The sequence below is a fragment of the Acinetobacter sp. ANC 3882 genome (genome assembly GCF_022549545.1).
In the GTDB taxonomy this organism is placed as follows: domain Bacteria; phylum Pseudomonadota; class Gammaproteobacteria; order Pseudomonadales; family Moraxellaceae; genus Acinetobacter.
On record NZ_JAKZGB010000014.1, the window covers coordinates 50,838 to 76,147 of the forward strand.

Consider the following 25,310-nt stretch of genomic DNA (forward strand, 5'->3'; position numbering starts at 1 on the left):
AATATTCTTTTGGGGAATGATCAATAGTTTTTTGATAAAAAGTGATCTAATTGTTAAAAGTGAGTATTAATTGTTAAGTGTATAGTGACTTTATTTGCTTAGTTTTATAGGTGCTTGAATCCTTTTTATAGGCACTTATTTAATGAATAAAATATACAGATTGGTCTGGAACAAAAGCTTAAGTCTATGGACAGTCGTTTCAGAAAATGCGCGCGGCGTAACAAAAAAACGTAATGTTGTGGCAAATACATCCGTTATAACAGCCGCTTCTTCTTCTACTGAAAACTATAAACAATCTCAGCTTAAACCCAGCTTAATGGCACTGACCATTAGTTCAATTTTTTTGAGCAGTGGTGCTTTTGCTGCAACTAATACAGGTGGTGGTACAGTCAGTAATAACGGAAACAACAGTCTAGCTATGTCCCCAACTGCACAGCAGTGTGGTAATGATGGGCAGGCAACCGTGAATGGTAGCAACGGAATGGCGATTGGTTGTGGAACCAGTGTTGGTGCTTTGACAGGTACAAACCAACAGCTGAATAATCGTCGAGGAGCAGGTGTAAATAATTATCCGACAGGGGAGGCTTCTATAGGACCATCTGCTACTGCGATTGGCAAAAATAATAAAGTTTCAAACCCAGGTGGTGCGACGCTTGTCGGTACTTCAAACATTTCAGACGGTACTGCAAACTTTCATAATGTCGGCGTGGGACAAGGGAACCGTCTTGGTGGTGCAGGTTATAATACTGCGCTTGGGATTGGGAATGATGCCAATGGTGGAAACTCGAATGTTGCAATTGGTGTAGATAACCGAGCACGCAGTAATACTGCCATTGCAATTGGGCGCCAAACCTATGTTGACGCTAACTATGGAATTGGGCTGGGAAGTACTGCAACAGTTGCCGAAGGAGCGACCGGTGGTATAGCTATGGGGCAATCTGCAACGACCAAAGGCACACGTGGTATTGCGATTGGTAGCAGTACCAATGGAACTAATGTGTATGATGCAGCCACAGCACCAAATGCTGATGGGACTGACTCGGTTGCTGTTGGCACCGGTGCAAAAGCAGCGGGTAATCAAACAACGGCTGTTGGACGTCAGGCTAAGGCTGGTGGGGATAATTCATCAGCGTATGGCAATGAAGCGGATGCACAAGGTGCTTCTGCGGTCGCAGTGGGTGATAAGTCTCAATCAAAAGCTGCACGGAGTGTTGCCCTAGGGGCGAATGCAATTGCAACTAATGCAGATGATGTTGCTTTAGGTGCAGGTAGCGAAACGTCTACCGCAACGGGTACGGGGTATTTAACAGGTACAGCAGCACCGGCTTCTGTGGTATCAGTAGGCAAAGCAGGTGCCGAACGTCGTATTCAACATGTCTCAGATGGTGCAGCAGATACAGATGCGGTCAATGTCCGTCAATTAAAAACCGTAAAAGATGTAGTTGATGCACAGGGTGAAACGACGGCTGGTGGTTTGGGTGGCGGTTCAACCTACGATCCAACGACAGGAACGGTTTCTAATCCAACCTACAACATTAATGGCAATGAGGTTAATAATGTAGGTGATGCACTGACAGAACTGGACAAAGGTTGGACTTTGCAAAGTAATGGCGCAGATGCAGGTGCAGTGAAAGCAGGCGATACGGTTGATATCGGCACAGCGGATGGCGAAGAAAACTTACAGGTGGCGAAAGAAGGCAATGACATTAAATACAGCCTGAACCGTGACTTGAAAGTGGACAGCGTCACTGCTGGCGATACGGTGATTAACAATGATGGTCTCACGATTGCTAACGGTCCAAGCATCACCAAATCAGGTATTGATGCAGCAGGTAACCCCATTAGCAATGTGGGTCCTGGTGTCGCAGGAACGGATGCGGTTAATAAAGATCAATTAGATCAAAGCAATCAAGAATTAACGGATAAGGGCTTTGGCTTAACCGCACAAGATGGCACCACTGTTCAGAAAAAACTGGGTGAAGCCGTTGATGTTGTTGGTGCAGATGAAAATATCACCACTAAAGTACAAGATGGAAAAGTAGCAATTGAACTTGCGAAAGACCTGAATGTAAACAGTGTAACTGCGGGTGATACGGTAATCAACAATGATGGTCTAACGATTGCCAATGGTCCAAGCGTGACCAAATCAGGTATCGATGCTGCAGGGAATAAAATCAGCAATGTCGCAGCAGGTACAGATGATACTGATGCTGTGAACAAGAGCCAGTTAGATGAAGCCATGGCGAATGCGGGTGGTAGCTGGACTTTACAAAGCAATGGTGCCAATGCCGGTGATGTCAATAAAGGTGATGTCGTTGATATCGGTACTGCGGATGGCGAAGAAAACCTACAAGTGACCAAAGAAGGCAATGACATCAAGTACAGCCTGAACCGAGACTTGAAAGTAGACAGCGTCACTGCTGGCGATACGGTGATTAACAATGATGGTCTAAGTATTGCCAATGGCCCAAGTGTAACTAAAGACGGTATTGATGCGGCAGGCAACACGATTAGCAACGTGGGTCCTGGTGTTGCAGGTACAGATGCAGTCAATAAAGATCAGTTAGATAAAGCGGGACAAGACTTGACCGATAAAGGCTTTGGCTTAACTGCACAAGATGGCAGCACTGTTCAGAAAAAACTGGGTGAAGCGGTTGATGTTGTGGGTGCAGACGAAAATATCACCACCAAAGTCCAAGACGGGAAAGTCGCAATTGAACTTGCCAAAGACCTGAATGTAAACAGTGTCACTGCGGGTGATAGTGTTCTGAACACAGATGGCTTAACGATTGCCAATGGTCCAAGTGTGACCAAATCTGGTATCGATGCTGCGGGTAATAAAATTACCAATGTTGCTGATGGTGATGTAAATCCCGACTCAAAAGATGCCATTAATGGTAGCCAATTGGCGAACAATGCACAAAGCGTATCTGATGCTTTAGGTGGCGGTTCGACGGTGAATCCAGACGGCACAATGACTGCACCGAACTATAATATCAATGGTACTGACGTAAACAATGTGGGTGATGCCATCACCGCATTGGACAAAGGTTGGACTTTGCAAAGTAATGGTACAGATGCAGGTGCAGTGAAAGCTGGTGATACGGTTGATATCGGCACAGCAGACGGTGAAGAAAACTTACAAGTAACCAAAGAAGGCAATGATATCAAATACAGCCTGAACCGAGACTTGAAAGTGGACAGTGTCACTGCGGGTGATACGGTGATTAATAATGATGGTCTAAGCATTGTCAATGGTCCAAGCATCACCAAATCTGGTATTGATGCGGCAGGCAACACGATTAGCAATGTAGGTCCAGGTGTAGCAGGTACAGATGCAGTCAATAAAGATCAGTTAGATTCAGCGGCAGCGGCAGCGAAAACCACGGTAACTGAAGGTGACAACATTGTTGTGACTGAGTCTAAAAATGCTGATGGCAGCAGCAATTATGAAGTTGCGACAGCCAAAGACTTAGTCGTAGACAGCGTCACTGCTGGAGATACTGTACTGAATAACGATGGTCTATCGATTACAGATGGTCCAAGTGTAACCAAATCAGGCATCGATGCTGCGGGTAATAAAATTACCAATGTTACTGATGGTGATGTGAATCCTGACTCGAAAGATGCCATTAACGGTAGTCAATTAGCGAAGAATGCACAAAGCGTCTCTGATGCACTTGGTGGTGGTTCAACTGTGAATCCAGATGGCACAGTGACTGCACCGAATTATAATATCAATGGTACTGACGTCAGCAATGTTGGTGATGCTTTAACTGAGTTAGACAAAGGCTGGACCTTACAAAGTAATGGTGCAGATGCAGGTGCAGTGAAAGCTGGCGATACGGTTGATATCGGTACTGCGGATGGCGAAGAAAACTTACAGGTGGCGAAAGAAGGCAATGACATTAAATACAGCCTGAACCGAGACTTGAAAGTGGACAGCGTCACTGCTGGCGATACGGTGATTAACAATGATGGTCTAACGATTGCCAATGGTCCAAGCATCACTAAATCAGGTATTGATGCAGCAGGTAACACCATTAGCAATGTGGGTCCTGGTGTTGCAGGCACAGATGCAGTCAATAAAGATCAGTTAGATAAAGCAGGACAAGACTTAACCGATAAAGGCTTTGGCTTAACTGCACAAGACGGCACCACTGTTCAGAAAAAACTGGGTGAAGCGGTTGATGTTGTGGGTGCAGATGAAAATATCACCACCAAAGTCCAAGACGGAAAAGTTGCAATTGAACTTGCCAAAGACTTGAATGTAAACAGTGTAACGGCGGGTGATAGTGTTCTGAATACAGATGGCTTAACGATTGCCAACGGTCCAAGCGTGACTAAATCAGGTATCGATGCGGGCAATCAAAAAATTACCAATGTCGCTGATGGTGAAGTTGCTGCGGGTTCTAAAGATGCAGTCAATGGCGGTCAACTCAATGACAGCGTCGGTTCAACTGGCGATATTCTTGGTGGTGGTGTAACCAATGAAGGCGGTAAGTTAAATGGTCCATTTACTGTAAATGACCAAGGTTATGACACTGTAGCTGATGCAATTAAAGGTGAGTCAGCTAAAGCAAAAACTGAAGTTGAAGCAGGTAAAAACGTTACCGTTGAAAGCAGAACTGGTGCAGACGGCCAAACCATCTACCAAGTTGCGACAGCAGACGATGTTGAGTTTAACTCAGTCAAAGTTGGTGATGTTACGGTTGATGGTGCGACTGGCAAAATTACGGGTGTGACAGATGGTGACATCAACCCTGATTCGAAAGATGCCATTAACGGTAGTCAATTGGCGAAGAATGCACAAAGTGTCTCTGATGCTTTAGGTGGTGGTTCAACAGTCAATCCAGATGGTACAGTGACTGCACCAAACTATACGGTGAATGGCAACGATATGAACAATGTCGGAGATGCAATTACTGAGTTAGATAAAGGCTGGACACTACAAAGCAATGGAGAAAATGCTGCGGCAGTGAAAGCTGGTGATACGGTTGATATCGGTACAGCAGATGGCGAAGAGAACTTACAAGTAGCGAAAGAAGGCAACGACATCAAGTACAGCCTGAACCGTGACTTGAAAGTGGACAGCGTGACTGCGGGCGATACCGTGATCAACAATGATGGACTCACAATTGTTGATGGTCCAAGTGTCACCAAAGACGGCATTAATGCTGGTAACAAGAAAATCACAGGTGTTGCTCCTGGTACAGTCAGCCCAGACTCAACTGATGCGATCAATGGTAGTCAGTTACATGCCCAAGGCGAAGGTGTGAAAGACATTATCGGTGGCGACACTGCTTATGATCCAAACACAGGCAAATACACCAACCCTGATATTGGCGGTACAGGCAAAGACAATATCAATGATGCCATTGGTAGTCTAGGTCAAGCAGCAAGAGAAGCAAAAACTACAGTATCGGACGGTGACAACATTGTTGTGACTGAATCTAAAAATGCTGATGGTAGTACCAATTATGAAGTTGCAACTGCTAAGGACGTTACGTTTGATTCAGTGAAAGTTGGCGATGTTATGGTTGATGGTGCGACTGGCAAGATCACAGGTGTGACAGATGGTGATATCAACCCTGATTCGAAAGATGCGATCAATGGCAGTCAATTAGCGAAGAATGCACAAAGCGTATCTGATGCTTTAGGCGGTGGTTCAACAGTGAATCCAGACGGCACAGTGACTGCACCAAATTACACAGTGAATGGTGCGGATGTAAACAATGTGGGTGATGCAATCACAGCATTAGATAAAGGTTGGACACTACAAAGCAATGGAGAGAATGCTGCGGCAGTGAAAGCTGGCGATACGGTTGATATTGGTACTGCGGATGGCGAAGAAAACTTACAAGTGGCGAAAGAAGGCAACGATATCAAGTACAGCCTGAACCGTGACTTGAAAGTGGACAGCGTGACTGCGGGCGATACCGTGATCAACAATGATGGACTCACAATTGTTGATGGTCCAAGTGTCACCAAAGACGGCATTAATGCTGGCAACAAGAAAATCACAGGTGTTGCTCCTGGTACAGTCAGCCCAGACTCAACTGATGCGATTAACGGTAGTCAGTTACATGCCCAAGGCGAAGGTGTGAAAGACATTATCGGTGGCGACACTGCTTATGATCCAAACACAGGCAAATACACCAACCCTGATATTGGCGGTACAGGCAAAGACAATATCAATGATGCCATTGGTAGTCTAGGTCAAGCAGCAAGAGAAGCAAAAACTACAGTATCGGAAGGTGACAACATTGTTGTGACTGAATCTAAAAATGCTGATGGTAGTACCAATTATGAAGTTGCAACTGCTAAGGACGTTACGTTTGATTCAGTGAAAGTTGGCGATGTTACGGTTGATGGTGCGACTGGCAAGATCACAGGTGTGACAGATGGTGATATCAACCCTGATTCGAAAGATGCCATTAACGGTAGTCAATTGGCGAAGAATGCGCAAAGTGTCTCTGATGCTTTGGGCGGTGGTTCAACAGTCAATCCAGATGGGACAGTCAGTGCGCCAAACTATACAGTGAATGGCAACGATATGAACAATGTTGGTGATGCAATTACTGAATTGGACAAAGGTTGGACCCTACAAAGCAATGGCGCTAATGCAGGTGCGGTGAAAGCTGGTGATACGGTTGACATTGGTACAGCAGATGGCGAAGAAAACTTACAAGTAGCGAAAGAAGGCAACGATATTAAGTACAGCTTGAACCGTGACTTGAAAGTGGACAGTGTGACTGCAGGCAATACTCGTTTAGATAACAGTGGTGTAGAAGTTAAAGATGCGGTCGGTAGTTCAACCACGATGGTTGCTGGCGGGACGATTGTAAAAGATGCACAAGGCAATAGTACGGCAACAACAGCCGCTGGAACGACCATCAAAGATGCCCAAGGCAATGGTACGCTCCTGAATGGTACTGGCTTAGCATTTACGGATGCATCAGGTGCACCAGTTGGGCCAAGTGTCAGTCGTACAGGTATTGATGCAGGCGGTCAAAAAATTACCAATGTCGCTGATGGTGAGGTTGCTGCTGGTTCTAAAGATGCTGTGAATGGTGGTCAACTCAATGACAGCGTCGGTTCAACTGGCGATATTCTTGGCGGTGGTGTAACCAATGAGGGTGGTAAGTTAAATGGTCCATTCACAGTCAATGATCAAGGTTATGACACTGTAGCCGATGCGATTAAAGGTGAATCAGCTAAAGCAAAAACAGAGGTTGAAGCGGGCAAAAATGTCACTGTTGAAAGTGAAACTGGTGCAGACGGTCAAACCATTTATACCGTTGCGACAGCAGATGAAGTTGACTTTAACAAAGTCACAGTCGGTGATGTCACCATTGACGGTGCAACTGGCAAAATCAGTGGCGTTGCCCCAGGTACAGTGAGTGCAGACTCAACTGAGGCAATCAACGGTAGCCAGTTACATGCCCAAGGCGAAGGTGTCAAAGACATTATCGGTGGCGACACGGTTTATGATCCAAACACAGGTAAATACACCAATCCAAGCATTGGCGGCACAGGCAAGGACAACATCAATGATGCCATTGGTGCGGTTGGTGATGCGGCAACCAAAGCCAAATCGACGGTAACCGAAGGTGACAACATCGTTGTAACTGAGTCTAAAAATGATGATGGCAGTACCAACTATGAAGTTGCGACCGCCAAAGACGTTACTTTTGATTCAGTGAAAGTGGGTGATGTTACGGTTGATGGCGCGACTGGCAAAATCACAGGAGTCACAGATGGCGACATCAACCCTGATTCGAAAGATGCCATTAACGGTAGTCAATTGGCGAAGAATGCACAAAGTGTCTCTGATGCTTTAGGTGGCGGTTCAACTGTGAATCCAGATGGCACCGTCAGCAAGCCGAACTACACAGTGAACGGTGATAGCCTGAATAATGTCGGAGATGCCATCACCGCATTGGATAAAGGCTGGACGCTACAAAGCAATGGAGAAAACGCTGGTGCGGTGAAAGCTGGTGATACGGTTGATATTGGTACTGCGGATGGCGAAGAAAACTTACAAGTAGCGAAAGAAGGCAATGACATTAAATACAGCCTGAACCGCGACTTGAAAGTGGACAGTGTGACTGCGGGCGATACTATCCTGAACACAGATGGCTTAACCATCACCAATGGTCCAAGTGTCACCAAAGATGGCATCAATGCGGGTAACAAGAAAATCACAGGTGTTGCTCCTGGTACAGTCAGCCCAGATTCACAAGAGGCGATCAATGGTAGCCAGTTAAATGCCCAAGGCGAAGGTGTGAAGAACATTATCGGTGGCAACACGGTCTATGATCCAAACACAGGCAAATACACCAATCCAAGCATTGGCGGTACAGGCAAAGACAACATCAATGATGCGATTGGTGCGGTCGGTGATGCAGCGAAAGCAGCAAAAACCACAGTCAAACAAGGTGAAAACATTGTTGTGACTGAAACGAAGAATGCCGATGGCAGTACCAACTATGACGTTGCAACCGCCAAAGATGTGAAATTTGACAGCGTGACTGCAACAGATGAAGAAGGCAACGAAACCGTCCTCACTGCGACAGGAACTCAAGTCAAAGATGGCGAAGGCAACGAAGCTGAATATGGTGCGAAAGGCATCCAGCTCAAAGACTCGGAAGGCAAAGGCACACTGTTGAATCAAGAAGGCTTGAGCTTTGTTGATGGCACAGGTGCAAACATTGGACCAAGCATTACCGCAGGCGGAATTAACGCAGGCAATACAGTGATTGGTGGCGTCGCGGCAGGACGAGTTGCAGCAGATTCACAAGAGGCGATCAATGGTAGCCAATTACATGCCCAAGGCGAAGGTGTGAAGAACATCATCGGTGGTAACACGGTCTATGATCCAAACACGGGCAAATACACCAACCCTGATATTGGAGGCACAGGCAAAGACAACATCAATGATGCCATTGGTGCGGTCGGAGATGCTGCAACCAAAGCCAAATCAACAGTGAGTGAAGGCAAAAACATTGCTGTGAAAGAAAGCAAAAATAAGGATGGCAGCACCAACTATGAAGTTTCCACAACGCCAGATCTAGAAGTAGACAGCGTGACTGCTGGCGGTATTAAGGTTGATGGCAATGGATTGACGATTGAAGGAGGCCCAAGCGTCACCAAAGATGGCATTGATGCAGGAGACAAGAAAGTCACGGGCGTTGCTGATGGTGAGGTTGCTAAAGACTCGAAAGATGCTATCAATGGTGGCCAGCTCAAAGGTGTATCAGACAGTGTTGCAGGAGCGATTGGTGGCAAGACAACAGTCAATCCAGATGGAACCATTAAGACTGAGGACATTGGAGGAACAGGTGAAAACAACATCAATGATGCGATTGGTGCGGTTGGAAAAGCTGCTCAGGCTGCAAAAACCACGGTAAGTAACAAAGATAAGAACATTACTGTCAATGAAACTACCAGAACTGATGGTAGTAAAGACTACGAGGTTGGCTTAGCCAAAGATATCAGTGTCGATAGTGTTACAGCGAAAGATGTGAATGCCAATCAAGTAAATGTTAAGGGTGACAAAGGCACGACTAACATTACAGGTGGCGGCATTAGCATCACTGGACCGAAAGGAGAAGCAGGGCCAAGCATGACGACCGACGGCATTAATGCAGGCGGTAAGAAAGTGACAGGCGTTGCGGATGGAACGATTGCTAAAGGTTCACAAGACGGCATCAATGGTGGTCAGTTACATCAGTCTTACCAAGATGTAGGTTCTGCGTTAGGCGGAGGAGCTGGCTATGATCCTGAGAAGGGTTGGAAAGGACCGACTTATAACGTTGCAGGTGGTACGCATAACAATGTCGGCGATGCTTTAGGGGCCCTGAATCAAGCTGATCAGGCACTTGATAACCGCATTACTAATTTAGGCGATCAGATGCAACAGGCGTTCTATGATACCAATCGTAGAATTGATGATGTAGAGAAAAAAGCCAATGCTGGTGTAGCTGCTGCGATTGCATTAGAGGCGGCACCTTTTGTCGCTGGTAAATATACCTATGCGGTTGGTGCTGCTTATCACGGTGGAGAAAATGCATTTGGTGCGACGTTACGTAAGACAGCAGACAACGGGCGCTGGTCATTGACCGGTGGCGTTGCCGCTGCTTCACAAGGTGATCCAAGCTTCCGTCTTGGCTTAAGTGGTGTAATTGACTAAACCTTTTGGGAGAGTTGAAAGGCTCTCCCTTTTCCCTCAATAACAATGAAGCGAGAATAAATACATGAATAAAATAATGTTTTTAATGATGATTGCTGTTATCGGCAATACTGTGCAAAACCAAGCGAATGCTGAAGTACCACCTTCTCAGGAAATCGAATTTCCAGAACAAGGTAATAGTTATCTGAAATTGGTTAAACGCTATGAATATGACGATGTGGCTCGTTTAGATACGGGCATGAATAAAGACCAAATACGTCATATTTTAGGCAATCCGCATTTTAATGAAAGGATAATAGGAGTTAAAACATGGAATTATGTGTTGGTTGTCCGTGTACCGAATACGCAAAAGTATAAACGTTGTCAGTTGCGTATTGATTTTAATAAAAAATATATAGCTGAGCGTCTATCTTGGATGGGAGAGGCATGTCAGGAGAGTGTTGTTTCGTGATGGGTGAGGATTTTTTAGGCATCTATGAACAGCAGATTAGAGGCTTATCAACTTGAATTAAACATGTGAGGATACGGTAACTTTCATGTTTAATTTTCCTAAAATGATTATTTAAAAGATATAAACTGGTAAAAAAAGAATCCTAAAGTTTGTTAAGCTTTAAAAAGTTGACATATGAGATGGATAATATGTTTCATACTTTTTCACATTGTGAAAAAAATATAAAACTGCATATTATTGAAGTCGGGAATAAAGATCTAAAACATGCGGTTATTTTTTTTCGTTTAGACGTCGATCAGTTTTTCTCTCTTATTAAGAATTTATCTTTAGATTATTTCAGAATTATTTTAGTTTATCGGTGTGAAACGCTAAGCCAAGATTTTTTAATTAATGATTTTTTGAAAGGCATGAAATATCTAATTGATAGCCTTGAGATGGAAGATACACATTGTATATTAGAATCCAGCCCAAATGATGAGTATAAAAATTCTTTATACTCTAGCGATTTATTTAATGCGATTACGGTTTGCAAAAAATTAGATGATCTGTGTTTGGATACTTTTTTGGCGTCATATGCACAGAAGAATAAGGGTGGGATAGATTTTATCGAAAAAGTGAATATTCAAATTAACAATACTTTATCTGAAGGAGAGCCATATTTAATTAAAGTTGCAAAAAAGATGAGACTAACACCTAGAGTTTTATCTAAAAGAATAAGAAGTGAAGGTGAAGAATTTAAATTATTAGTAAAACAAAAAAGACACGAAAAAGCATTGGCTTTATTAAAAAATGAAGATGTCAGGTTGTCTGATGTTGCATATACATTGGGGTATACAGAACATAGTGCATTTACACGTGCATTTAAAAATTGGGCAGGATGTTCACCTTGTCAGTTTAGGAAATATTTAAAATAACTTGATGGAGGTATAAAGTTTTGGATATTAGAGATTTAAAAACTTTTATATACGTAGTTGATAATCAGTCCATCACTATTGCTTCCGAAAAATTGGGTGTTAATCAATCTACCGTCACGAAACGTATTGGTCATATGGAAGGAATGGTTAAAGGTGTACTATTTAATCGCAAGACAAGGCCATTACAATTAACAAGTTTAGGGAAGAAAGTTTATTTAAAAAGTTGCTTTATATTGAAGCAATTAGAATCACTGGCAAACTTCCATACTGAAAATGGAGAGATAGTCAAAAAAAATATTAAAGTTGGAATCGCCCAAACATTTATCGATGATATTTTGGATTATGTTATTCATGAGTCTAAAAAGCTTAACCCATATTATGAAATTGATATTTACAGTGGCTGGGGGTGTAGTCTAGTTCAACAAGTCTACGAGGGAGAAATTGATTTAGCGGCGCTTATGATTCCATCAAACCTTGGCTTGACAACCAATATTTCATTTTTCGAAGTTGGTACTCTTCCACTGGTGATTATTGGCAAAAAAGGAGATGCTTATAAATATAACAACCTGAAAATGTGTAGTAAAAAGGGGTGGGTACTACATCCTGACGGCTGCTGTTTTAGAGAGAGTTTGTCTAAAGTTTTATATGAGAGAAAACTTGGTTTTTATATTAATAAAGAAATCTTTGGCGTAGAGCTTCAATTACAAAGTATTTTGGATGGAGAGGGTTTAGGGATTTATCCGAAATCATTCTTCAATGCATCTACCCTAGAAATTCAAGGATTGGAAATAGTTGAACTTAAGGACTTCTCCCTTTATTTGCAGGTAGGCGTCGCAAAAGCTCAACACATTGGTATGGATGAAGCCAATGCTTTTATAGAAGTTGTAAAAAATCATTATTTTAATAATTAAATATACTATGTTCTTTTGTTTCGTATTGCTCTAATTTTTTCATTTCATGAAACTATTCGGATGGAAGCTAAAAGCCCGAATTGAAATAGGGGCTTTGTAGCAGAATCATTTTGTTTCAAGTGTTGTAGTGAAGTGAGACTTACATTTCTTTTTGATATTCAGTAATCACTTCAAGTGCAGCTCGGAAGGCTTCCTGCGTTGCTGGTGCACCACAATAAGGAAGGCTATGAAGTAGAACTTCTTGGATTTCTTCAACACTCGCACCATTATTGAGTGCCCCACGAATATGACCTTTAAGTTCTGTTGGGCTTTTTTGTGCAGTTAAAAATGCGATGGTGATGAGCGAACGATATTTACGAGGCAAGACACCTTCACGTTGCCATGTTGAGCCCCAAGCATGTTCATTGATCCAGTCCTGTAAGGGTTGAGTAAAAGGTACGGTATTGTCTTGAGCACGTTTTACAAAAGATTCTCCCATGACTTCAGTACGAACTTTTAAACCATTTTCATAATCTTGTTGTGACATATTCTTACTCTTTTAGCTTCGAAAAAAGATTGAGTTTGTTTATCAATGATTGCTCATAGTAACGAAATCGTGATTACAGTAAAAGCACTGGATTCCTCTATAAAGCTTTAATCTATTTCATATCATAAAGTTAACAGCATTCAGCTTTGATTTTTCGATAAGTTTCCTGTTAGAAACTATCTATTCAGCATGATTTTCAAGCTTTTAGATTGGGTTTAAGGCCTATTTAGGAGATTATGGGACTGGAATATTGTTAAGATTTATTTAATGGTATTTTAATTTATATTATAATGACTGGATTTTGCTTTTATTAAATTATTTTTATTTAAAACATATGCTCTTTTTTGTTTTTATTAACAGATGTGGATATGTGCTTTTATTTTTTTATTGTTGAAGATTTTATTTAAATAGGGGCATGTTTTTAATTTTATTTTAAGTTTTAATTGGTGGTTTTTAATGGTATTTTTATAATTTAAATATATTTTTTATTATCAGTGGGTTTTAGGTATCAATAAATAATGAAAATTTATGAAATGGTATTCCAAAAAGGTTTAGATGAAAGTACGAGTTTTTTTTGTGATAGCAATAGTGAAACTTCCCGTCGATATTTTTTGGGTTTAATGCGTGAAGAAGTTGATCGTGAGTTAAAAGACTTTAAAGATAGTTGTATCGGTGGTTTTTCACAGGATATGCTTTTATTATTTGAGGAAGTCTATAGAGAAAGCCATTTTCATTTGGATGTGATGGAAACTGAATTCATAGAAAGTGGCACTGCAAATTTTTGTGAAACTATTTTTGTAATTGTTGAAGAAAGAGAATTGACTATAGTTAAAGATGAAATTTTGTAGTTTTAAATTTATATCTAATTTATCTGTTGATGAGTTTTAGTCAAATATTTTTTTATTTTATTCTTTTAAGTTGAGTTTTTACAGATAAGTGGTGGTTTATATTTATAAATTTTATTTTTAATTTTTTCTACATATGTTTTATAATATTTACTTTCTTAAGTTTATAGATAAATATGAATTTTTTTGCGTAAATTTATGAAGAATTGGAAGTGTAGTCGATGTGGGGGATATATTCCTGTTAATGTCGAAAATATTGAATTTAATGATTTTGTTGTTTTTAAAATCTATAACCGTTCGAGACGTTTTAGAGGGTCGAGAGTTATTTGTGCTCGTGTTTTGTCTAAAAATAATAATTTTATATATGTGGTTGATGGTTTTGATTTTTATTACATTGATGTGAAATATGTTTATCCCAAAAATGCACCGACTGCATTTGTTTACAATATGTTTTGGACATGTTTGTGTTAGTTTTGTCTTTAATTTTTTGGAATGTTTTTAATTACTCTATGTATTAAACACTTTTAAAATATTTAAATTTTATTAAAAATAATATGTTAGTTGAATGTTTCTATTTTTTTTTGTTTTTGATGTTTTTTTATTCTTATATTTATCTATTCTCTAAAAAAATTTTCTAATAAAAGTAAGGGGTTGAAAGTTTTTATGAATATAGGCTGACCGCTTTTTTTATTTATAGTATTTCAAGAGTTTAGATCTTCTGATGAGTAAAATATTTTTTCCAAAAAATCAGCTTCTATTTATATTTAGATCAAGTCCTCATTTTTTTCTATATTGCTGTATTGCTTCTACCGTATCTATAACAAACGCTGAAACAATTTCAACATCAACTCAACCAGAAAAGAGTTTAAGGAAAAAAGTTTCTCAATTTTTCATGCCAACACCAGATCAAAGTTATAGATTCGTTGATTTACAAAAGTTGAGCGACTTCCAAACAGATCGTAATCCATTCCAAACGTTAGGAAATGAAGGCACTTTTTCATCAACATCTTCTATGATGTCAAAAAAAACCATTAATTTAGTTGAGGCTATTCATTTCTCGATTCAACAAAATCCAGATATTTCTCAGGCCATAGCCAGTTTGTCTTCACAAAATGCAGGTATCGATCTCGCGAAAGCAGGCTACTACCCTCAACTTTCAGGTGGTGTTACTACTGGCGATTTAACAACTGGGGAGCGTGGACGGCAATTATTGAGTCTAAATGCAACCCAAATGCTTTATGATTTTGGAAAAATAAAATCAGGTGTTTCAGTAGCGCAAGCCAAAGTTCAAGTTGAACAAGCTAATGTTCTGGTCAGTATTGATGAAAATGCACAAGACGTTGCTCAAACAATTATTAATATTCAGCGTTATCTTCAGCTAAATAAAATTGCCGAACAACAGATAGCGGGCATTCAGCGGATTCAAGAAATTGCGAATCTGCGGGCTAAAGCAGGTATTAGTAGTCAGGCTGATCCTATTCAAGCGCAATCTTATTTGGAATCAGCTCAGTCTAGTTTAATCGCTCAACAGTCTTTATTGCGTCAATATCAACAACATCTGGCAACACTTTTAAATGTCGATGTTTTTAATAAAGTTTGGGTAATCCCTACAGACTTAGTCAAGCAGTCGGATTTATATGGTGAACCTCAGTTCAATTTTATTCCTAAAATGATTGCAGCGCAGGCCAGTGTCGAGGTTGCCAAAGCACAAAAAAACGAAACTCGTTTAAGTCGTTATCCAACATTGGCCGTTAAGGGATCATTAAATCAGGCACTCAATGGCCGTAATCCCAATAATAATAAAGATGATGGTTTTTATAGTTCAATCATGTTGGAGGCGACAAGTCAATTTTATCAAGGGGGAGCCACTGCTTCTCAGGTCAAAATGGCAAGTTATGCAGAAGAAGCTGCAAAATCTAAGGTGAACTCTGTTTATAGAGATGTTTTGGATCAGATTAGAACCAGCCGTGAGCAGATCGAAAACAGGCAGCGTCAGATGTTGGTTTTAGCAAACAGACAAGCAACCACAGTTCGTACTCGTGAACTTTACCAGGAACAATACAAGCTCGGCACACGTTCGTTGGTCGATTTACTTAACGCTGAACAAGCAATCCATAGCGCAAATACAGAACTCGAAACAGCACGGTATGACATTTATAACAGTATTGTTCAGTACATTGCTGCGACAGGTCGTTCACGACAGGCTTATAGCTTAAATAATATTTCAATTCAGGGGTTTGAAGTTCAACCATGATGACAAAGATAAACTATCAACCTTGGTTGCAAGCAATTCTTGCAGTTGCTAAACATTATCGGATCGAACCGTCTGAAGAAAGAATCCGTTTACAGTTGGACTGGAACCAAAACCAAAATTTAGACGATATTTTGCAGTTAATCACGCGTCAGGTTGGCTTGAATTTACGTAAATCTAAATTTTCGGCAGAGCTGTTAAATCCTTGGCGTTTGCCTGTTATCGCTGAATTTAAAGATGGCCATGTAGGGGTGATCGATAAAGCGGATAAAGACGGAAATTTAAGTATTCAATTGAGTGGTGATCAAGGTCTATCACAAACCTTTCATATTCATGCATTAGAGCATACGATCAAACATGTCTATATTTTGCGTCCAGAGGCTTCAATTCCTGATGCGCGGATTGATGAATATATAAAACCTTATGAAGCGAGTTGGTTCTGGTCAATCGCTTTACGTGACTGGAAGCGTTATATCGATATCATGTTTGCCTCTTTAATTGCCAATGTGTTGGCGTTGGCAACCATTGTTTTTTCGATGCAGGTTTATGATCGTGTTGTACCTTCGCAATCTATTTCAACATTATGGGTGTTGGCTGGGGGAGTGCTAATTGCAGCAGTCTTCGAGTTTATACTACGTGTGTCACGAATTTATCTATCTGATATTATTGGTAAACGTGCAGATTTGCGTATTTCAGACCGCGTTTTTGGGCATGCATTAAGAATTAAAAATAAAGATCGCTCCAAATCGACAGGAAGTTTTATTTCTCAAATTCGCGAACTTGAGGGTGTTCGGGAACTTGTTACTTCAACTACGATTGGTGCAATTGCTGATTTTCCTTTTTTCATTTTATTTCTCATTATTTTTGCCCTGATTGGTGGGAATTTATTTTGGGTAATGCTATTCGTTATTCCACTTATGATTTTGCCTGCTATTTTGGCACAAAAAAAATTAGCGCAGTTAGCTCAAGAAGGAATGCGTGAGTCCTCTATTCGTAATGCAATTTTGGTTGAAGCTGTACAGGGTATCGAAGATATCAAGTTATTAAGGGCAGAATCTCGCTTCCAGAATCAGTGGAATCATATGAATGAAATTTCAGCTGATATTGGGATGAAGCAACGTAAAATTGTAGGCGTTTTGATGGCTTGGACACAAAAGATTCAAGGCTTGACTTATGCCATGGTCGTTTTAGTCGGCTGTTTTGCTGTAATGGCGGGTGAAATGACGACAGGTGCTTTGGTTGCGTGTTCAATTTTATCATCAAGAATGTTAGCTCCAATTTCTCAGATTACAGGGATATTGGGACGCTTACAGCAGGCTAAAGTCGCTAAACAAAGTCTGGATGAATTAATGAAACGTCCAGTTGATCAGGCTGATCGGGCGCATCTGGTTCATAAGACTGTTTTAAATGGAGACTATGAATTAAAAAATATCTTGTTCCAATATTCAGAGGATGATCCTAAACCAAGCTTAGCGATTCGACATTTAAAAATTCGTGCGGGTGAACGGATTGCAATATTAGGCCGTAATGGTGCGGGAAAATCTACTTTACTTCAATTATTGTCCGGTATGCAGGAACCAACACAAGGTGCAGTTCATCTTGACGGTTTGGATTTGTCTTTAATCGACCCATCAGATGTACGACGTGATATGGGGTTATTGAACCAGAATGCACATTTATTTTACGGAACCATTCGTGAAAATCTGACTTTGGGTGCACCACTGGCAACGGATCAGGACATCTTTCGGGCTTTGACTGTTACGGGCGCAATTTCGGTAGTCCAAGAAAAAAAAGAAGGTTTAGACCATTTAATTCTAGAAGGCGGCGTTGGTTTTTCTGGTGGTCAGAAACAGGCATTTTTATTGGCTCGATTATTGATTCGCCAACCGAATATTCTCCTGTTAGATGAACCGACAGCATCTATTGATGATGTCGCAGAAAAACAGCTGATCAGTCATTTAAAAGAATGGCTTTCTTATCGAACATTGATTGTTGCAACTCACCGACGTGCAGTGTTGGAGCTAGTCGATCGGATTATCGTTGTAAGTGATGGCAAGATTGTAATGGATGGTCCGCGGGATCAAGTGCTAAATCAATCTACGGCTCAAGAGAAAAAAGTTAAACAAGGAGATAGTTTGTGAGTGATCAACAACAGGCATCAAACCGCCCAATGAATGTCTCTTACACCGAGCCTTCTTTGCCTCGTGCAAGTTTAGTGATCTGGATCGTTGGTATCGGTCTATTAATTCTCTTGATTTGGGCCTGGATATTTAATCTTGAAGAGGTCTCCACAGGTACGGGTAAAGTCATACCATCTTCAAAGGAGCAGGTAATTCAGTCCTTGGAAGGGGGGATTCTAACCAAACTGAATGTACAAGAAGGAGATATTGTTCAAAAGGGTGAGATTCTAGCGCAATTGGATCCAACTCGTTTTGCATCAAATGTAGGGGAATCTCAATCGCTGTTAGTTGCTGCTCAAGCTACTGCAGCTCGTTTACGTGCTGAGGTTAATGGAACACCTTTAGTCTTTCCTGAAATTGTTGCTAAAGATCAAAAGTTGGTAGATGAAGAAACTGCATTATATTTATCCCGTAAAGAGGATCAGGAGCAAACTCTGACAGGCTTCAAAGAAGCATTACAACTCGTGCAGCAGGAATTGGCAATGACTGAGCCATTGGTTTCTAAAGGAGCCGCGAGTGAAGTTGAGGTTTTGCGTTTACGACGTTCGGCAAATGATTTGCAGAATAAAATGAACGATGCACGTAACCAGTATTATGTTAAAGCTCGTGAAGAATTATCGAAAGCAAATACGGATATTCAAACTCAGCAACAAGTTGTTCTGGGACGTAATGATAGTTTAGAGCGAGCAGTTTTTAGAGCACCTGTTCGAGGTGTGGTTAAAGAAATTGCCGTAACAACACATGGTGGCGTAATACCACAAAATGGCAAGTTAATGACGATTGTACCGATCGATGAAAAACTCTTGATTGAAGCCCGTATTCTGCCGAGAGATATTGCCTTTATTCGTCCAGGGCAAGAGGCTTTGGTAAAAATTACGGCATACGATTATTCAATTTATGGTGGATTAACTGGCAAAGTAACGGTGATATCACCCGATACCATCCGGGATGAAGTAAAACAGGATCAGTTTTACTATCGTGTATATATTCGAACAGATTCAGATAAGCTTTATAATAAGCAGGAAAAAGAGTTTTCTATTACCCCAGGTATGATTGCTACAGTAGATATTCGTACTGGAGAGAAAACAATATTAAATTACCTTCTTAAACCATTTAATAAGGCAAAAGAAGCATTGCGTGAAAGATAGGTTTATAATAAGAATATGAATTATAATGATTAATAATTCATATTCTTATTAATGTTTTTGTTTTAAAGATATGGTTTTTATTACATGTGTTTTAAAGCATAAAAATTTTTAATTAATATCTATAATAATAATTTTTATTAAGTAATTGAAAAGCAATGAGTATTTTTTGTTCAACTGTGTTGATTAATAATTGCACACTTCTCTGATCTTTTTTTTGTGACTCAATTCATGTTTACAATTAATTTCTGTGTTGAGGTTGACCTTTATTTTATCTAACTTATTCACTAATTTGGGCTCTTTTTATTTTCTTAAATTTTAGAGCGTTGAATTGGATTCGTTTAATAAATAATCCTATTAAGGGGCAGAAAATATGTCGGAAATAAGGGTTGTTTCTAAGGAAAGTCATGAGACTTTAGAAACTACAACAAAAGATACTGTTTCTCTTTCAGAGGCATCAGTCGTTTTAGTTAAGGTAAATAAAGATGATGTTGCTGAAATAAAGCAGGATGGCAGAAATGCAATTATTACTTTAAAAAATGGTGAACAAATAGTAATAGTTAACTTCTTCAATGGTGGGAACTATTCAACTGATAATAGTTTGGTTTTTGAGGATAACAATCATAAATTAATTTGGGTGCAATTTACGGATAGTAATGGAGCATTATTAGAACATATCACTTTTAGTTACATAGAAGATATTGAGCCTCTACTTTACCATGATGGTATTGCATCCCCTTGGGCATGGTTGTCAGTACCATTAGCAGGTGCGGGGATTTTGTGGTGGGCTCATAATGACAATGATAAAGATAGATCTTCGTCAAGTGAACCAAAAGACACAACACCCCCAGCAGCGCCTACAGGTGTGGTCGTTAGCAAAGACGGCACAACAGTTACAGGTAAAGGTGAACCTGGTGCCAAAGTTATCATCAAAGATGAAAATGGTAAGGTCATTGGTGAAGGTACAGTTAAGCCAGATGGTACGTTTGAAGTTGAACTAGATAAACCATTAACCAATGGAGAAGAAATTACCGTAGGTCTTGAAGATCAAGCAGGTAATAAATCTCCTGAAGTTGTAGTGAATGCACCAGATACGACTGCGCCAACAGCACCAACAGATGTAGCAGTTAGTGAAGATGGTAAAACAGTTACAGGTAAAGGTGAACCTGGAGCCAAAGTTATCATCAAAGATGAAGATGGTAATGTCATTGGTGAAGGTACAGTTAAACCAGATGGTACGTTTGAAGTTAAATTAGATGAGCCATTAACCGATGGTGAAAAAATCAAAGTAGGTCTTGAAGACCAAGCCGGTAATAAATCTCCAGAAGTTACAGTAACCGCACCAGATAATGGTGAATCTGACAGTGACGCAGATAGTGATGCTGATGCCGACGCCGATGCCGATGCAGATGCTGATGCCGATGCGGATGCCGATGCTGACGCCGATGCGGATGCGGATGCGGATGCCGATGCGGATGCCGATGCCGATGCGGATGCGGATGCGGATGCGGATGCGGATGCAGATGCCGACGCCGACGCCGATGCCGATGCCGATGCTGATGCAGATGCGGATGCCGATGCGGACGCCGATGCCGATGCGGATGCTGATGCGGATGCGGATGCTGATGCCGATGCCGATGCCGATGCCGATGCCGACGCTGATGCGGATGCCGACGCCGATGCTGATGCTGATGCGGATGCGGATGCGGATGCGGATGCGGATGCTGATGCGGATGCTGATGCTGATGCCGATGCCGATGCGGATGCGGATGCGGATGCGGATGCGGATGCTGATGCGGATGCGGATGCTGATGCCGACGCCGATGCCGATGCAGATGCTGATGCCGATGCTGATGCGGATGCCGATGCTGACGCCGATGCGGATGCTGATGCCGATGCGGATGCCGACGCTGATGCCGATGCGGATGCGGATGCGGATGCTGATGCGGATGCGGATGCTGATGCCGACGCCGATGCAGATGCAGATGCCGATGCGGATGCGGATGCCGATGCGGATGCCGATGCCGATGCCGATGCGGATGCGGATGCGGATGCGGATGCGGATGCCGATGCCGATGCAGATGCCGACGCCGACGCCGACGCCGATGCCGATGCTGATGCGGATGCCGATGCTGACGCCGATGCGGATGCTGATGCTGATGCCGATGCGGATGCCGACGCTGATGCCGATGCGGATGCGGATGCTGATGCGGATGCGGATGCGGATGCTGATGCGGATGCCGACGCCGATGCAGATGCAGATGCCGATGCGGATGCGGATGCGGATGCGGATGCGGATGCGGATGCGGATGCTGATGCCGATGCCGATGCCGATGCCGATGCCGACGCTGATGCGGATGCCGACGCCGATGCGGATGCTGATGCCGATGCGGATGCGGATGCGGATGCCGATGCCGATGCAGATGCCGATGCGGATGCTGATGCCGATGCCGATGCCGACGCTGATGCTGATGCGGATGCTGATGCGGATGCGGATGCTGATGCTGATGCCGACGCTGATGCAGATGCGGATGCAGATGCGGATGCTGATGCTGATGCAGATGCAGATGCAGATGCGGATGCGGATGCCGATGCGGATGCGGATGCCGATGCAGATGCCGATGCCGATGCCGATGCGGATGCTGATGCTGATGCTGATGCCGACGCTGATGCGGATGCCGATGCTGATGCTGATGCCGATGCAGATGCCGACGCTGATGCGGATGCAGATGCTGATGCTGATGCTGATGCCGATGCCGATGCCGATGCTGATGCCGACGCTGATGCGGATGCGGATGCCGATGCTGATGCGGATGCGGATGCCGATGCTGATGCCGATGCAGATGCGGATGCTGATGCCGATGCCGATGCCGATGCCGATGCGGATGCGGATGCGGATGCGGATGCGGATGCGGATGCCGATGCCGATGCCGATGCGGATGCGGATGCGGATGCGGATGCCGATGCTGATGCCGACGCCGATGCCGATGCAGATGCCGATGCAGATGCCGATGCCGATGCAGATGCGGATGCAGATGCCGACGCTGATGCCGATGCGGATGCCGATGCCGATGCCGATGCCGATGCAGATGCGGATGCAGATGCGGATGCCGATGCCGATGCAGATGCGGATGCCGATGCAGATGCCGATGCGGATGCCGACGCCGATGCTGATGCCGATGCCGATGCCGATGCGGATGCCGACGCGGATGCAGATGCAGATGCGGATGCGGATGCCGATGCAGATGCCGATGCGGATGCCGATGCCGATGCAGATGCGGATGCCGATGCCGATGCCGATGCCGATGCTGATGCCGACGCTGATGCAGATGCAGATGCAGATGCAGATGCGGATGCCGATGCAGATGCTGATGCCGATGCGGATGCGGATGCCGATGCCGATGCCGATGCCGATGCCGATGCGGATGCCGATGCAGATGCCGATGCGGATGCTGATGCCGATGCCGATGCCGATGCGGATGCCGACGCTGATGCGGATGCTGATGCCGATGCCGATGCGGATGCGGATGCTGATGCCGACGCTGATGCGGATGCGGATGCCGATGCCGATGCAGATGCGGATGCGGATGCGGATGCTGATGCGGATGCCGATGCTGATGCGGATGCCGATGCTGATGCGGATGCGGATGCTGATGCCGATGCGGATGCAGATGCAGATGCCGATGCAGATGCCGATGCAGATGCTGATGCCGATGCCGATGCAGATGCGGATGCCGATGCTGATGCGGATGCCGATGCCGATGCGGATGCCGATGCAGATGCGGATGCGGATGCAGATGCCGATGCGGATGCTGATGCCGACGCCGATGCCGATGCTGATGCGGATGCTGATGCCGATGCGGATGCGGATGCGGATGCGGATGCCGATGCGGATGCCGATGCTGATGCCGATGCAGATGCCGATGCCGATGCAGATGCGGATGCCGATGCTGATGCCGATGCCGATGCTGATGCCGACGCGGATGCTGATGCAGATGCGGATGCGGATGCGGATGCCGATGCAGATGCGGATGCTGATGCCGATGCAGATGCAGATGCGGATGCCGATGCAGATGCTGATGCCGATGCAGATGCGGATGCGGATGCAGATGCTGATGCCGATGCGGATGCGGATGCCGATGCCGATGCCGATGCGGATGCCGATGCGGATGCCGACGCCGACGCCGATGCCGATGCTGATGCGGATGCTGATGCCGATGCGGATGCGGATGCGGATGCCGATGCCGATGCGGATGCCGATGCGGATGCTGATGCCGATGCAGATGCCGATGCGGATGCCGATGCGGATGCTGATGCCGATGCCGATGCTGATGCCGACGCTGATGCGGATGCTGATGCCGACGCTGATGCGGATGCTGATGCCGATGCCGATGCGGATGCCGACGCTGATGCCGATGCCGATGCGGATGCCGATGCCGATGCTGATGCTGATGCTGATGCTGATGCCGATGCGGATGCGGATGCAGATGCGGATGCTGATGCGGATGCTGATGCTGATGCTGATGCGGATGCGGATGCCGACGCTGATGCCGATGCTGATGCTGATGCGGATGCCGACGCGGATGCCGATGCTGATGCAGATGCCGATGCTGATGCCGACGCTGATGCCGATGCCGATGCGGATGCTGATGCCGACGCTGATGCGGATGCTGATGCCGACGCTGATGCCGATGCCGATGCTGATGCCGACGCTGATGCAGATGCAGATGCAGATGCGGATGCCGATGCCGATGCGGATGCCGATGCAGATGCGGATGCCGATGCTGATGCGGATGCCGATGCCGATGCGGATGCCGATGCCGATGCGGATGCCGATGCGGATGCTGATGCGGATGCCGATGCCGATGCTGATGCCGACGCGGATGCTGATGCAGATGCCGATGCCGATGCTGATGCCGACGCGGATGCTGATGCAGATGCCGATGCCGATGCAGATGCGGATGCTGATGCCGATGCAGATGCAGATGCGGATGCCGATGCAGATGCAGATGCTGATGCCGATGCCGATGCAGATGCGGATGCAGATGCCGATGCCGATGCCGATGCTGATGCCGACGCTGATGCTGATGCTGATGCTGATGCTGATGCTGATGCGGATGCTGATGCCGATGCCGATGCCGATGCGGATGCCGATGCTGATGCCGATGCGGATGCCGATGCGGATGCCGATGCGGATGCCGACGCTGATGCCGATGCCGATGCCGATGCCGATGCGGATGCCGATGCAGATGCTGATGCCGATGCGGATGCCGATGCGGATGCCGACGCTGATGCCGATGCCGATGCCGATGCCGATGCAGATGCTGATGCAGATGCCGATGCGGATGCCGATGCCGATGCCGATGCGGATGCCGATGCAGATGCAGATGCGGATGCGGATGCCGACGCTGATGCCGATGCGGATGCGGATGCGGATGCCGACGCTGATGCGGATGCGGATGCGGATGCGGATGCTGATGCCGATGCCGATGCCGATGCGGATGCGGATGCGGATGCGGATGCGGATGCAGATGCGGATGCCGACGCGGATGCCGATGCAGATGCCGATGCCGATGCCGATGCCGATGCCGATGCAGATGCAGATGCAGATGCGGATGCCGATGCCGATGCGGATGCGGATGCGGATGCAGATGCAGATGCAGATGCGCCAGATGCACCAACAGCTGAATTCAATGAAGACGGTTCACAGGTGATTGGTACAGCAGAACCAGGTTCAACAGTGACTGTTAAAGACCAAAACGGCAACGTATTGGGTACAGCGGTTACCGATGAAAATGGCAACTACACAGTAGATCTAGCAAACCCATTAACCAATGGTGAAGTGGTAGATGTGACTGCGACAGATGCTGCTGGAAACGAATCTGAACCTAC

Annotated in this window: 10 protein-coding genes; 9 read left to right on the plus strand and 1 reads right to left on the minus strand. The window is 44.4% G+C overall.

What is annotated here, in order from left to right; genetic code table 11:
* Positions 1 to 142 precede the first annotated feature (142 nt).
* The 4 genes from MMO42_RS17645 to MMO42_RS17660 all read left to right on the plus strand — a co-directional run bounded on the left by MMO42_RS17645 (position 143) and on the right by MMO42_RS17660 (position 12,471).
* Entirely contained in the window at positions 143 to 10,195 is a 10,053-nt protein-coding gene (locus MMO42_RS17645) for an ESPR-type extended signal peptide-containing protein (RefSeq protein WP_241321520.1), read from the plus strand.
* Positions 10,196 to 10,280: 85 nt separating this feature from the next.
* Positions 10,281 to 10,646 (plus strand): outer membrane protein assembly factor BamE, encoded by a 366-nt coding sequence (locus tag MMO42_RS17650; protein ID WP_241321521.1) that lies wholly within the window; start codon positions 10,281 to 10,283, stop codon positions 10,644 to 10,646.
* A 188-nt stretch (positions 10,647 to 10,834) separates the two neighbouring features.
* Positions 10,835 to 11,560 (plus strand): helix-turn-helix domain-containing protein, encoded by a 726-nt coding sequence (locus MMO42_RS17655; RefSeq protein WP_241321522.1) that lies wholly within the window; start codon positions 10,835 to 10,837, stop codon positions 11,558 to 11,560.
* A 20-nt stretch (positions 11,561 to 11,580) separates the two neighbouring features.
* A complete protein-coding gene (locus tag MMO42_RS17660) occupies positions 11,581 to 12,471 on the plus strand; it encodes a LysR family transcriptional regulator (protein ID WP_241321523.1) in 891 nt (296 codons plus the stop codon).
* A 139-nt stretch (positions 12,472 to 12,610) separates the two neighbouring features.
* On the opposite strand, the gene MMO42_RS17665 is transcribed toward MMO42_RS17660, so the two are convergent.
* Positions 12,611 to 12,997, minus strand: a complete 387-nt coding sequence (locus MMO42_RS17665) for a carboxymuconolactone decarboxylase family protein (protein WP_241321524.1) — start codon at positions 12,995 to 12,997, stop codon at positions 12,611 to 12,613.
* A gap of 518 nt (positions 12,998 to 13,515) precedes the next feature.
* On the opposite strand from MMO42_RS17665, the gene MMO42_RS17670 reads away from it, so the two are divergent.
* From MMO42_RS17670 to MMO42_RS17695, 5 genes are all read left to right on the plus strand, one after another.
* The gene (locus tag MMO42_RS17670) at positions 13,516 to 13,845 is read left to right on the plus strand and encodes a hypothetical protein (protein ID WP_241321525.1); all 330 of its coding nucleotides are present in this window, start codon (positions 13,516 to 13,518) and stop codon (positions 13,843 to 13,845) included.
* 814 nt (positions 13,846 to 14,659) lie between these two features.
* Complete coding sequence (locus MMO42_RS17675) at positions 14,660 to 16,096, plus strand: TolC family protein (protein WP_347005712.1); 1,437 nt, start codon at positions 14,660 to 14,662, stop codon at positions 16,094 to 16,096.
* Positions 16,093 to 18,234, plus strand: a complete 2,142-nt coding sequence (locus tag MMO42_RS17680) for a type I secretion system permease/ATPase (RefSeq protein WP_241321527.1) — start codon at positions 16,093 to 16,095, stop codon at positions 18,232 to 18,234. Before MMO42_RS17675 ends, MMO42_RS17680 begins: the two co-directional genes overlap by 4 nt.
* Positions 18,231 to 19,421: an HlyD family type I secretion periplasmic adaptor subunit gene (locus tag MMO42_RS17685; RefSeq protein ID WP_241321528.1), complete on the plus strand. Its 1,191-nt coding sequence runs from the start codon at positions 18,231 to 18,233 to the stop codon at positions 19,419 to 19,421. The genes MMO42_RS17680 and MMO42_RS17685 overlap by 4 nt, the downstream gene beginning before the upstream one ends.
* A 370-nt stretch (positions 19,422 to 19,791) precedes the next feature.
* A partial coding sequence (locus MMO42_RS17695) for a BapA prefix-like domain-containing protein (RefSeq protein WP_347005711.1) occupies positions 19,792 to 25,310 on the plus strand: 5,519 nt, incomplete at its 3' end.